This window comes from Micromonospora sp. NPDC047074 (assembly GCF_040643815.1).
Classification (GTDB): domain Bacteria; phylum Actinomycetota; class Actinomycetes; order Mycobacteriales; family Micromonosporaceae; genus Micromonospora.
The window spans coordinates 61,210-74,198 of the sequence record NZ_JBEYVB010000024.1 but is presented as its reverse complement, the minus strand read 5'-3'; the positions used below and the strand labels follow the sequence as shown (position 1 = coordinate 74,198).

At 74.0% G+C, this 12,989-nt stretch carries 8 protein-coding genes; 6 read left to right on the top strand and 2 right to left on the bottom strand.

The features are described from left to right. Position 1: 1 nt before the first annotated feature. Genes ABZ809_RS23895 through ABZ809_RS23880 form a run of 4 tightly spaced genes read left to right on the top strand, consistent with a single transcriptional unit; the run spans position 2 to position 4,976 of the window. On the top strand, positions 2-961 hold the full coding sequence (locus ABZ809_RS23895; RefSeq protein ID WP_357564800.1) for a TauD/TfdA family dioxygenase: 960 nt from the start codon (positions 2-4) through the stop codon (positions 959-961). After that, a complete protein-coding gene (locus tag ABZ809_RS23890; RefSeq protein WP_357564799.1) occupies positions 958-2,529 on the top strand; it encodes an amino acid adenylation domain-containing protein in 1,572 nt (523 codons plus the stop codon). Before ABZ809_RS23895 ends, ABZ809_RS23890 begins: the two co-directional genes overlap by 4 nt. After that, entirely contained in the window at positions 2,526-3,836 is a 1,311-nt protein-coding gene (locus ABZ809_RS23885; RefSeq protein WP_357564798.1) for an ATP-grasp domain-containing protein, read from the top strand. The genes ABZ809_RS23890 and ABZ809_RS23885 overlap by 4 nt, the downstream gene beginning before the upstream one ends. 57 nt (positions 3,837-3,893) lie before the next feature. After that, a complete protein-coding gene (locus tag ABZ809_RS23880; RefSeq protein WP_357564797.1) occupies positions 3,894-4,976 on the top strand; it encodes a saccharopine dehydrogenase NADP-binding domain-containing protein in 1,083 nt (360 codons plus the stop codon). Between the two features lie 33 nt (positions 4,977-5,009). Here the strand turns inward: ABZ809_RS23880 and ABZ809_RS23875 are convergent, their stop codons facing one another. Both ABZ809_RS23875 and ABZ809_RS23870 read right to left on the bottom strand, forming a co-directional pair. Next, positions 5,010-5,837 carry an SDR family oxidoreductase gene (locus tag ABZ809_RS23875; protein WP_357564796.1) on the bottom strand — a complete coding sequence of 276 codons (828 nt, stop codon included), beginning with the start codon at positions 5,835-5,837 and terminating at the stop codon, positions 5,010-5,012. Positions 5,838-5,946: 109 nt separating this feature from the next. Next, complete coding sequence (locus tag ABZ809_RS23870) at positions 5,947-7,566, bottom strand: pyruvate, phosphate dikinase (RefSeq protein WP_357564795.1); 1,620 nt, start codon at positions 7,564-7,566, stop codon at positions 5,947-5,949. Between the two features lie 17 nt (positions 7,567-7,583). On the opposite strand from ABZ809_RS23870, the gene ABZ809_RS23865 reads away from it, so the two are divergent. Continuing rightward, the gene (locus tag ABZ809_RS23865) at positions 7,584-8,210 is read left to right on the top strand and encodes a transcriptional regulator (protein ID WP_357564794.1); all 627 of its coding nucleotides are present in this window, start codon (positions 7,584-7,586) and stop codon (positions 8,208-8,210) included. 426 nt (positions 8,211-8,636) lie between these two features. Then, the gene (locus ABZ809_RS23860) at positions 8,637-12,908 is read left to right on the top strand and encodes a S8 family serine peptidase (RefSeq protein WP_357564793.1); all 4,272 of its coding nucleotides are present in this window, start codon (positions 8,637-8,639) and stop codon (positions 12,906-12,908) included. Positions 12,909-12,989: the final 81 nt, after the last annotated feature.

The window sequence follows — 12,989 nt, the reverse complement described above, 5'->3', positions numbered from 1 at the left end:
CATGAAGATCGAGACGGTGGCCAGCCCGTCCGGTGGCACGACGGCCGCGATGGTCACGGTGCCCGGCGCCGGCGACCTGACGGCGGGCCTCGCCGAACTGGACCGGTGCGACCCGTCGGTGGCCGCGCTGCTCACCCGGTACGGCGCTGTCTTCCTGCGCGGGCTGCCGGTGGGCACCCCGGAGGACTTCCGCGCGGTGGTCGACCACTTCGGCGCGGCGACCCGCGGCTACGCCCACGGCAACTCGCCGCGCACCCAGGTCACCGACGGCGTGTACACCTCGACCGACTACCCGGCCGCGTACGACATCTCGCTGCACAACGAACTGTCGTACGCGCCGGACTGGCCGGAGCGGCTGTACTTCTGCTGCCTGGTCGAGCCGGCCGGCGGCGGCGCCACCCACCTGTGCGACGGGCGTACCCTGCTGCGCGACCTCGACGCCGGGGTGCGCGAGCGCTTCGAACGGCACGGCGTGACCTACCGGCGGACGATGCACGGCGGCTTCGGGCTCGGCAAGTCGTGGCAGTCCACCTACGAGACCGACGACCGGGACGCGGTCCGCAAGCTGCTGGACGAGGCGGGGGCCGGGCACGAGTGGACCGACGACGGCGGGCTGCGTAGCTGGCAGACCCAGGCGGCGACGCGGGAGCACCCGGTGACCGGGGAGCGGGTCTGGTTCAACCAGGCGGACCAGTGGCACGTGTCGAACCTCCCGCCGGCCGACGCCGAGACCCTGCTGGGTCTGGTCGGCGACCCGGCGAACCTGCCGCTGTCGGCCAGCTACGGCGACGGCTCCGACATTCCCGCCGCCGACCTCGACGAGGTGCGGGCCACCGCGGAGCGGCACGCGCTCGACGTGCCGTGGCAGCGCGGCGACGTGCTGCTGGTCGAGAACATGCTGGCCCTGCACGGGCGGCGGGCGTACACCGGCGACCGGCGCATCCTGGTCGCGATGTCATGAGATCCGCCCTGGTCAACCCGTGGCGGGAGACCCACCGGCAGGTGCGGGACAGCCGGGTGCCGTACCCGCACGAGGGCACCCTGCACGAGTTGTTCGCCGAGCGGGCGGCGGCCCGGCCGGACGCGGTCGCCGTCACGGACGGCCGGACGGCGACCACCTACCGGGAGTTGGCCGGGCAGGCCGACCGGGTCGCGGCCCACCTGCTGCGGGCCGGCCTGGAACCGGACGGGCGGGTCGCCGTCGCGGTGCGGGGCGGCAGCCGGCTCCTCGCCGCGTACCTCGGCGTCCTGCGGGCCGGCGGGGTGTACGTGCCGGTCGACCCGGCCGAGCCGGCGGCCCGGCTGACCGCCCTGCTGGCCGACGCCGGGGTGGCCCTGTCCCTGGTCGACGACACCACGGGTGCCGACCTGCCGGCCGCCGCCGGCCCGCGGCCGCTCTCCGCCGCGACAACCGCCGCCCCCTGGGACGGACCGTGGCCGACCCGCCGGGCCACCGACCCGGCGTACCTGATGTTCACCTCGGGCTCCACCGGCACGCCGAAGGGCGTCCTGGTGCCGCACCGCGCCGTGGTGCGGCTGGTCCACGGGCAGCGGTACCTGCCGTTCGGGCCGGAGCTGACCTTCCTCCAGATGGCGCCCGTGGCCTTCGACGCCTCCACCCTGGAGGTGTGGGGGCCGTTGCTGCACGGCGGCCGGATGGTCCGCTACCCCGGCGAGCTGCCGGTCGCCGCCGAGCTGGCCAGGGCCATCGCCGCCGGTGGCGTCACCACCCTCTGGCTGACCGCGTCGGTGTTCAACGTGATCGTCGACGAGGACGTCCGGGCCCTGGCCGGGGCGCGGCACGTGCTCTTCGGCGGGGAGGCCGCGTCGGTCGAGCACGTCCGCCGCGCCCGCGCGGCCCTGCCGGGGGTACGTCTGATCAACGGGTACGGGCCGACCGAGGCGACCACCTTCACCACCACGCACGAGGTGACCGGGCCGCCCGAGGACGCGGGGATCCCGATCGGCCGTCCGCTCGCCAACACCTGCGTGTACCTGCTGGACGAGGCGGGCGAGCCGGTGCCGGCGGGGCAGGAGGCGGAGCTGCACGTCGGCGGCGACGGGGTGGCGCTCGGATACCTCGACAACCCGGAGGCCACGACGGCCCGGTTCCTGCCCGACCCGTTCGTGTCCGGCGCCACCATGTACCGCACCGGCGACTGGGCCCGCCGCCGTCCCGACGGCGCGCTGGAGTTCGTCGGCCGCCGCGACGGGCAGGTCAAGCTCCGGGGCATGCGGATCGAACTCGGCGAGGTGGAGGCCCTGCTGCACGCCGATCCGGCCGTACGGCGCTGCGCGGCGGCGGTGACGGGCAGCGGTGCCGCCCGCCGGCTCGTCGCGTGGGCGGTCGCCGTGGACGGGGCCGACGCCGCCGGGATGCGGGCCCGACTGGCCGCCCGGGCGCCGGCACACCTGGTGCCCGGGGAGATCGTGCTGGTGGATCGGCTGCCGCTGCTGGCCAGTGGGAAGATCGACCGCCGGCTGCTGACCGACGGATGGCGGAAGCCGACAGGAAGGGAGCTGGCGTGAGCGGAACGCAGCCGACGGAGCGGGCCGCGGTGGTGCTCCGCGACGGCGGGGTGACGTGGTTGGTCGCCCTGGCCGGCGACATCCGCAAGCTCGGGTTGACCCCGCTGCTGGTCTCCGGGCCGGCCGACCCCGCCGACTGGCGACGCCTCACCGACGCGTACCAGCGCGCCGTGCGGATCGACGACCCGACCGACGCCGCGCAGGTGGTGGCGGCGGCGAAGACCGTGGCCGGGGGCGCGGAGCTGGCCGGGATCGTGACGGGCTCCGACGGGGTGGTCGTCACGGCCGCCGAGGCGAGTGCGCTGCTCGGCCTGGCCGGCCCGGATCCGGCCGCGCTGGCCCGGACCCGCAACAAGTACGCCGCCCGGCGTACGCTCGCGGCGGCCGGCCTGCCGACTCCCCGGTTCGCGCTGCTGGAGTCGGTCGACGCCGTGGCCCGGGTCGCCGCCGAGGTCGGCTTCCCGGCGATCGTCAAGCCACTCAACGGCACCGCCAGTCACGGCGTGCGCCGGGTCGACGGCCCGGCCGAGCTGGCGGAGGCCTACCGGCAGCTCACCGACCGGCTGCCGGAGGCGATGGACGGGCTCTACCGGCGTCCGCTGCCGGCCGCCGACGGCCCGCTCGACCCGACCCGGGTCCTGCTGGTCGAGGCGGTGCTCCAGGGTCGCGAGTACTGCGTCGACGTGGTGCTGCGCGACGGGGCGCCGGAGCCGGCCGCCCTGGTCGACAAGTTCCTGGTCGACGAACGCTTCTTCGAGCAGGGCTTCCTGTGGCCCGCGGAACTGCCCGAACCGGGGCGGGAGGCGCTGCTGCGGGCGGCGGTGGCGGCGGTCACCGCGCTCGGTCTCGACCAGACGGTCGCGCACGTCGAGCTGATCGACGACGTGCGACACGGCCCGACGATCATCGAGGTGAATCCGGGCCGGCCCGGCGGGCAGCTCCTGCCCCGCCTCAACGAGCTGGTCACCGGCATCGACCTCACCGCCGAGTACCTCGCCCTGCACCTGAACCTGCCCCGGCCGCGACGCCAGCCGGCGGCGCTGCCCATGCCGCTGGCCACCCTGACCGTCTTCGGTCACGGCACGGGACGGGTGGTGGCCGTGCACGGCCTGGCCGAGCTGCACGACCTGCCCGACGTCATCGACGTCGTCACGGCGATCGAGCCGGGGTACGTGCTGACCGGCGAGCACGAGGTGTTCGCGGTGAACGTCCTGGTCGACGCCGCGGACGGTGCCCAGGCCGTCCGGGAGCTGTACGCGACCGTCTCGGAGCTGGTCCACCTGGAGCTGGAGCCGGTCGATGGCTGAGCCGGGGCTCCACCGTCCGCCGGCGTCCGTCGGCCTCGGCAGCGCCTGGCGGCACCGGTGAACCGGGTGGTCGTGGTGGGCAGCGGTTCGCTCGCCCGGGCCGTCTGCCACTCCACGGCAGTCGTCGCCGACCGGCCCGTCACGGTCACCGTGGTCGGCCGGGACGCCGCCCGGTCCGCCGAGGTGGCCTACGTGGCCGGGGCCCGGGCGGCGCTGAGCGGCACCCCGGCCCGGTTCCGGTCCGCCGCCGTCGCCCTGGACGACGACGCGGAACTGGCCGCGCTGATCGCCGACCAGACGCCGGACGCCGTGCTGCACTGCGCCTCCGTGCAGTCGCCCTGGGAGTCGGTGACCGCCCCGTCCGGCTGGACCGGGTTGTTGGCCGAGGCCGGTTTCGGGGCCACGGCGCCGCTGCACGCGCTGCTGGCGAGCCGGGTGGCCGGGGCGGTGCGGCGCAGCGGGGTGCCGGCCCGGTTCCTCAACGCCTGTTTCCCGGACGCGGTCAACCCGATCCTGGCCGCGCGCGGGCTGCCGATCGACGCCGGCCTGGGCAACGTCGCGCTGCTCACGGCGTCGATGCGGGCGGCCCTGGGACTCGGCCCGGGGGACCGGCTGCGGGTCCTCGCCCACCACGTGCACCTGTATCCGCCGGCCGGGCCGGGGGAGGAGGCGCTGGCCTGGGCGGGTGACGTGCCGGTGGCGGACGTGACCGGCGCGCTGGCCGGGCAGCGCGCCTGCCGCCGCGCCGAACTGAACGCCGTCACCGGCCACACCGCCGCGCTGCTGCTGCGGGACTGGCGGCCGGGCGCCGTCGTGCACACCAACCTGCCGGGCCCGAACGGGCTGCCGGGTGGGTACCCGGTGCGCATCACCGACGACGGGATGACCCTCGACCTGCCGGCCGGCTGGGACCGGGCGCGGGCGATCGCGTGGAACACCCGGGCCGGTTCCCGGGAGGGGATCCGGGTGGCCGCCGACCGGGTCCACTTCGAGGGCCGGGCCGAAGCCGCCTTGCGCGCGTACCTGCCCGACCTGGCCGACGGCTTCCCGGTCGCCGAGCTGGAGTCCGTGGCCGCCCGGCTGCTCGACCTGCGGGCTGGGCTGCGCGCCGAACCGGCCACCGGGACCCGCGCCGGGTAGCCGGGTGGGTGCGGGATCAGGAGGGCCCGGTGGTCACCGCAGTTGTACGTGGTTGCCGGTGATCAGCCGCCCGCTCTCACCGGCGAGGAAGGCGATGACCTCGGCGACCTCCTCGGGTTCGGCCACGCGGAACAGGTGCGGGTTGTCGCGTACGGTCGCCCGCACGTCGTCGGTGACCCAGCCGGTGTCGGTGACCGGGGGGTGCACGGCGTTGGCGGTGATACCGAACGGCGCGAGTTCCGCGGCTGCGGCCATCGTGTAGTTGAGCAGGGCTGCCTTGGCCGCCCCGTAGGAGACCTCCTCGGGGAACCCGTCGCTGTGCCCCGAGGTGAGGCTGATGACGCGTCCCCAGCCCCGTTCCGCCGCGATGTTGCGGCGCGCGAACTCGGCGATCAGCACGGCTCCCGCCCGGGCGTCCACCGCGAACTGGCTGTCGAACGACTCGGCCGTCACCGGCCGCAACGTCCTGCCGTGCCGGTCCGTCGTGACGGGCTTGAACGTGTCGGCCAGCCATCCGGTGGCGTTGTTGACCAGGATGTCGACGGTCCCCAAATCGCGTTCGGCGACGTCGAACAGCCGGCCGGGGGTGTCCGCGTCGGCCAGGTCCGCCTCGACCTCGACCACCCGGCCACCGGCGGCCCGGATGCGGTCGACGACGGCCGTCGCGCCGGTGGCCCGGATCTGCCGGTACCGGTCGGGGATGCCCGGGTCCGGCGGGTCGTCCAGCCGCAGATAGGTGACCAGTACCGCGGCACCCCGGCGCGCCAGCGCGACCGCGGTGGCCGCGCCGATGCCGTGGTTGGCTCCGGTGACGAGGGCGACCCGACCGGTCAGCTCGCCCTCGGTGGTCGTCAGGGACACGTGCTCGGCCCTCCGATGCTGAATGGGATCAGACGGGGATGCTGCGTGGGATCAGACGGATCTCGTCGGGCAGGCTGCCAGGGGCGAAGTTTAACGTCCGGCGCCCGTCTCAGTTGCCCGCGAGGGCGGCGTGGGCCGCGGCGAGGCGCTCCGCGTCGGTGCGGCCCGGGTCGCCGCCCGAGACCTCGTCGGCCCATTCGAGCAGGCGGCACAGCTCCTCGCCGGGGGAGGTGACCACCCGGGGAGTGCCGAGCACCACCACTCCACCGGTCCCGTCGACGGTGACCAGGGCACCCTCCGGGACGGTCCGTCCATTGGCCAGCACGCGGGCGCCGGCGACGTCGACCGTGAGCCCCGTGGCCCCGACGACCGCCGGTTTGCCCATCGCCCGCGCCACCACCGCCGCGTGACTCGTCGGCCCACCACGGGCGGTGACGACTCCCGCGGCGGCGGCCAGGCCGTGCATGTCCAGCGGGGACGTGTGTGGACGCACCAGGACGACCGGACCGTCGGCGGCCATGGCGGCCGCCCGGTCGGCGGTGGTCGCCACCCTGCCGGCCACGACGCCCGGGCAGGCGCCCAGCCCGCGCAGGAGGACGTCGGTCGCGTCCACCGCCTCGATCCGGGGCGTACGAGCGGATCGGAGATGCCGGGCGGACAGCCGGAGCAGGGCCTCCCGGCGGCTGATCACCCCCTCGTCGACCAGGTCGACCGCGGCGCGGACGGCGGCGCGGCCGACGAGGCCGCCGGGGCGCATCTGGAGGATCCACAGCGCGCCGGACTCGAAGGTGAACTCCACGCCGCAGGCGTCGCGGTGGTGCCGCTCGATCCGGGCCAGCGCGGCCAGGAGGTCGGCCCACACCGCCGGCTCGCGGTCGGCCAGGTCGGCCAGCGGCCGGGCCGTCGACCTGCCGGCCACGACGTCGTCGCCCTGGCCACCGAACACGACCTCCCCGTAGGCGACGGGCTCGCCGGTGTTGGGGTCCCGGCTGAACGCGACCCCGGTGCCGCTGTGGTCGTCGCGGTTGCCGAACACCATCGACTGCACGGTGACGGCCGTGCCGAGGTCGTGCGGGATGTCGTGCAGTTCCCGGTAGGTCCTGGCACGCGGAGTGTTCCAGGACGACAGGACGGCCCCGACGGCCATCCGCAACTGCTGCCCCGCGTCGTCCGGGACAGCGGTGCCGGCGCGCTCGTGGACGAGGGCGTCGACGCGCCGGATCGCCTCGGCGAGGCACGTCTCCGGATCGCCGTCGTCCGCGCCGCGCACGACCGCTTCGAGGTGTTCCGGGTCCACCGCGAGAACGGTGGCGGCGAAGCTCGACAGGAACCGCAGCCGCGAGTCGAGCGCGAACCGCGTGTCGCCCGTCCCGGCCGCCAGTACCGCCGTCGCCGCGGTGGTGAGGCCCACGTCGAGCGTCGTGCTCATCATGCCGGGCATCGCGACGGCGCCGCCCGAGCGGACCGACACCACCAGCGGTTGGCGAGGTCCACCGAAACTCCGCCGCGTGACGGCTTCCAGGCCGGCGAGGGCGCTCGCCAACTCGGCTTCGAGGCCGTCGGGCAGCCGCCCGTCACGGAGGAACGCGCGGCAGGCGGCCGTGCCGATGACGAAGCCGGGAGGCACGGGCAGGCCGAGGCGGCGCAGGGCGACGAGCCCGTGCGCCTTGCCGCCGAGTACCTCGGGCGTCGCGTCGACCTCGGCCGACAGCGGGTGGATCCAGGTCATCCAGGTAGCCTGTCGAGGTGCCGGGCCCGCCGCAACCGACCAGTACCGACCTGTTGGTCCTGCACGCCCTGCGCTGCGTCGGGGCCGCCGGCCCCGCCCGGCTGGCGGAGGCGACCGGGCTGCCCGAGTCCGACGTGGAGTCCGAGCTGATCGACCTGGCGGTAGCCGGCCTCGTCACGCGGGCTCCGGGCGCCTTCGGCGGGTGGAGCCTCACCGGGGCGGGCCGCGCCGCGGACGCCGAACGGGTCACCGCCGAGCTGGACACCGCCGGTGCCCGACCCGCTGTGACCGGAGCGTACGACGGCTTCCTCCTGCTCAACCCGGAGCTGCTCGACCTCTGCACCGCCTGGCAGCTGCGATCCGTCGACGGCGTCGCGGCGCCGAACGACCACAGCGATCCGGCCTACGACGGCCGGGTCCTGGACCGCCTCGCGGACCTCCACCGGCGCGCCGACGACGTCTGCGTACGGCTGTCCGCCGCGTTGCCGCGGTTCCAGCGCTACCGGTCCCGGCTCGCCCACGCCCTCGCGTCGGCGAGATCCGGGGCGGTGGAGTACGTGACGGACGATCTCGCGTCCTACCACGTGGTGTGGTTCCAGCTGCACGAGGACCTGCTCGTCACCCTGGGCATTCCCCGGCACTGACCCCATTGGACGGGGCCGGGACGCGGGGCGACAGGTGACGATCGACACGGGCCGGCGGACCCCGACGCGCGTCCCGGGATGCCGATTTTGAGCTGCCCGTACATCGTTTGGTCCTCATATTCGTGACCGGGCGTCGTCAGCTCCCCGCGGAGCGCGTCTCCATGCGCCCCGCGGGGCGGGGCACCGCCCCCTGATATCCCCCTGTGAGTTACACGAATGGAGGTACGCCATTGCCTTGGCCTCGGTGATCACCTAGGTTTCACCCGGTCGCAACCAGCCGCTTCGAGCACCTCCCCGGCTCCGGCGTGCCAGCGAGACCGTACCGATCGCGCCGCACAGTGACTTTAGGAGCTCACCGTGGCACAGCCTCCCTATCGAAGAACATTCCCATCCCGCCGGAGGGCGCCGGGTCGCCTGGCCGCAGCGGTGGCGGCGAGCGCCATGCTGCTCGCCGTGGCCCCCGCTCCGGCCGTGGCGGCACCGCTGCCGGCCGGCGACACGGCAGCCGAGGCGCCGGCCCGCCCGGCCGCCGCCAAGGCGCAGCCCAAGAGCGGGCTCTGGCTGTTGAAGATGGACAAGCCCTCCGTGGCGGCCGCCTCGCAGGCGAGCACGGCCCGCGCCGGCAGGCTCGACACCCGGTCCGCCGCGAGCGCCGCCTACTCCCAGGAGCTGGCGCGGCAGCAGGACACGCTGGTGGACGAGATGGAGGCGATCCTGGGCCGCTCCGTGCGGGTCGCCCACACCTACCGCAACGTGGTCAACGGCCTGGCGGTCGAGGTCAGCGCGGACGAGGCGGCGCAGCTGTCCGGTCTGCCGGGAGTCAGCTCGGTCGTACCCGACGAGATCCTGGAGCTGACGACCGACACCAGCAACGCGCTGATCCAGTCGCCCGCCGTGTGGGAGGGCAGGACGGCGGAGAACGTCGGGACCCGTGGCGAGGGCGCCATCGTCGGGATCCTGGACTCCGGCATCAACCCCGACCACCCGTCGTTCGCGGCGGTGGACGGTGACGGCTACCGGCACACCAACCCGTACGGCGCGGGCACGTACACCGGCGTCTGCGCCCCGACCCACCCCCAGCACAAGGCGATCTGCAACGACAAGCTGATCGGCGCCTGGTCGATGGTCGGCACCGACGCCCGGGACGACAACGGCCACGGCAGCCACACCGCCTCGACCGCCGCCGGAAACCGGCACGAGGCGACGATGACCGTCGGCACCAGCACGCACAAGATCACCGTCTCCGGTGTCGCGCCGCGGGCCAACGTCATCTCCTACAAGGTCTGCATGGTCCTCGGCTGCCTCTCCTCGGCCACGATCGCCGCGGTGGACCAGGCGATCGCCGACGGCGTGGACGTCCTCAACTACTCGATCTCCGGTCGCGACGACCCCTGGAAGGACCTCGTCGACCTGGCGTTCCTGGAGGCGTACTCGGCCGGCATCTTCGTCGCCGCCTCCGCCGGCAACAGCGGCCCGGGCGCCAGCACCGTCGCGAAGACCGCGCCGTGGAACATGTCCGTCGCCGCGGTCAGCCACGAGCGGGTCATCGCCCACCGGCTCGACGTGACGGGCCCGACGCCCGTCCCGGCGACGCTCACCGGCATCGCCGCCGTCATCGGGGAGAACTCGCCGAACCCGCCCATCGAGGGTGCGATCCGGTACTCGGGCGCCGTCGACGCGAACAACGTGCAGGCCTGCGTGCCGTTCCCGGCCGCGTCGTTCAGCGGCAAGGTCGCCCTGCTGCCCCGGGGTGGCTGCGACTTCTCCGTGAAGGTCAAGAACGCCACCGCCGCCGGTGCGACCGGCGTGGTCGTGCACAACCAGTACAGCGGCCCGCCGATCACGATGGGCGCGCTCGCCGGGACCACCATCCCCGCCGTGATGGTCTCCCTCGCCGACGGGCAGCGGCTGCGTGACCACGCGGCGGCCACCGACGGCCCCGTCACCGTGCGCGTCGACCCCAGCAGCGAGGTGCTGCGCGACGGCGACTGGACCGACGTCGTGGCCGACTTCAGCTCGCGCGGACCCAGCAAGTTCGACATGCTCGCGCCCACCGTGGCCGCCCCGGGCCGCAACATCCTCGCCGCCACCATGGCGGCGAAGGACAACCCGGCCACGTACGCCTTCATGCAGGGCACGTCGATGTCGTCGCCGCACGTCGCGGGTGCCGGCGCGCTGCTGGCGGCGCTGCACCCCGACTGGTCGCCGACGCGGATCCGCTCCGCGCTGGCGGTCACCGCGGACCGCGAAGGAGTCGTCAAGGAGGACGGTCGCACGCCGGCCGACGCGTTCGACATGGGCTCCGGCCGGATCAACCTGGCCCAGGCCGCCCGGACCGGCATCGTGCTCGACGAGACCGCCGCGAACTTCGTCGCGGCCAACCCCGACGCCGGTGGCGATCCGCAGACGCTGAACCTGCCGGCCGTGGTCGAGCACCACTGCCTCAAGGTCTGCACCTTCACGCGGACGGTGTCCAGCGTGGCGAAGGTGGCCGCGACCTACCAGGTGACGCCGCAGGCCCCGGCCGGGGCGCGGATCACGGTCGCGCCGACGCAGTTCACCCTGGCGCCCGGCGCCAGCCAGGAGTTGACCATCACCCTGGACGTCACCGGGACCGCCCGCAAGAACTGGCTCTTCGGTGCGATCAACCTGACCACCGACGCCCGGCACGCGCCGGACGGGCAGCCGATCGCCCAGGCTCACTTCCCGGTCGCCGTCCTTCCCGCGGCCCCGGACCTGACCGTGGACAAGACCGAGCTCAGCTCCAGCATGGACGTCGCGCAGAGTGAGAGCCACACCGTCAAGGTGGGCAACGCGGGCGGCGCCGAGCTCACCTGGCGGGCGACCGGCGACGGCGAGGACTGCGCCTGGCCGAGCTGGGTCAAGGTGACCCCGGCACAGGGCACCCTGGCCGCGTTCAAGAGCCAGGACATCCAGATCACGCTCGACTCGACCGGCCTGGACGACGGCGGCGTGTTCACGGCGAACCTGTGCCTGGCCAGCAACGACCAGGACCAGCCGGCGACGACGATCGCGCTGGAACTGACGGTGGTGCCGGTGCCGAAGATCGAGGTGGCGCCCAAGTCCCTCGCCGCGCGGCAGCCGGCCGGGCTGGTCACCAGCCAGAAGATCGCGGTACGCAACGCCGGGCACGGCGTGCTGGACTGGCGGCTGGACGACCCGGACGCCGGCCCGGACGACGAGCGGATCAAGATCCTGCGGGACGGTGTCCTGCTGATCCCGAACTCGGCAAACGCCACGCGTGGGGTGATGGCGTTCGATCCGCAGACCGGCAAGCAGATCGACCCGCAGTTCATCCCGCACTTCAAGTTCGACCCGACCAGCAACCTCTACACGCCGTTCCAGATCATCGCCAAGCCGGACGGCAGCGGCTTCCTCATGTCCGACCAGGTCAACTCGGTGATCACCGAGCACGCCCTGGACGGCAGCTTCCGGCGCATCTTCGCGCCCGCCGGCGGCCTGGACGATCCGAAGATCATGACCAACACCCGGGGTATCGCGCTCTCGCCGCGCGGCACCGTGCTGGTGACGGTCGCGTCCCAGACCAACGCCAACTCGGTCGTCGAGTTCGACGCCGACGGCAAGTACCTGGGCACGTTCGTCGCCCCGGGAACCGACGGGCTCAAGGGACCGTGGGGCATCCTGTTCCGCGGCGACGACATGCTCGTCTCGGCCAGCGACAGCGACGCCATCCACAGCTTCAAGAAGGATGGCTCCGCCGCCAACGCCCGCTTCTTCGAGGGGCTGAGCTGGCCGGGTCAGCTCGCGGAGATGCCGAACGGCAACGTGCTCGCGGCGAGCTGGGGCAGCGGCTCCACCCCCGGCGTCTGGGAGATGGACCGCGACGGCAAGCTGATCGGCGTCTACACGCCGCCCGGCGGCACCGGATACCAGGGTGTCTACCCGCTCGGTAACGGCAACATCCTGACCACCAGCTCCAAGGGGGTCCACGAGATCGACCGCTCCGGCCGCCTGGTCGAGGTCGAGAACGACAAGGGTGCGGCCCGGTTCATCACCCACGTCCGGCTGCCCGACCTGCAGCCGTGCGTGACGCCCGACGAGGTGCCGTGGCTGACGGCGTCCCGGACGTCGGCCGCCACCGGCGCCGGCCGGTCCACCGAGGTGACGCTCTCGATGGACAGCACGGGGCTGGCCGCCGGCACCTACCGGGCCCAGCTCTGCGTCACCAGCGACGACCCGTCGAACCCGCTGACGACGCTGCCCGTGACCCTCGAGGTCACCGACCAGACCTGTGGTCAGGTGGTGAGCGGTGAGCGCCGCGGTCCGCTGCCGGTCCGCGGGGTGACCTGCCTCGCGCCGGGCGCCAAGGTGTTCGGCCCGGTCAACGTCGAGAAGGGCGCGAGCCTGATCGCGCTCGACGCCGCGATCAGCGGCCCGGTGACCGCCACCGGTGCCGCGGTGGTGGAGCTGACGGGCAGCACGGTCGAGGGCCCGCTGTCGGTCACCGGCGTCACCGGCCGGGTGCTGATCAGCGGGACGAAGGTGACCGGTCCGGTCAGCGTGGTCGGCAGCCGCACCGGGGACACCCCGGTCGTGGTCTCCGGCAACCGGATCGACGGTCCGCTGAGCTGCTCCGGCAACGCGCCGCCACCGGTGGACAACGGGGTGGCCAACACGGTCAGCGGTCCGAAGTCCGGGCAGTGCGCCAAGTTGTGATCGGGCCCTGCCAACCGGCTCGTCGTTGACGTAGCCAGACCCGCCGGTACGGTCGCCTCAGCGGCCGTACCGGCGGGTCGC

Coding starts and splice junctions, on each gene's coding strand:
- ABZ809_RS23870 (WP_357564795.1), bottom strand. CDS start 7,566: ATGACCTGGATCCACCCGCTGTCGGCCGAGGTCGACGCGACGCCCGAG.
- ABZ809_RS23890 (WP_357564799.1), top strand. CDS start 958: ATGAGATCCGCCCTGGTCAACCCGTGGCGGGAGACCCACCGGCAGGTG.
- ABZ809_RS23895 (WP_357564800.1), top strand. CDS start 2: ATGAAGATCGAGACGGTGGCCAGCCCGTCCGGTGGCACGACGGCCGCG.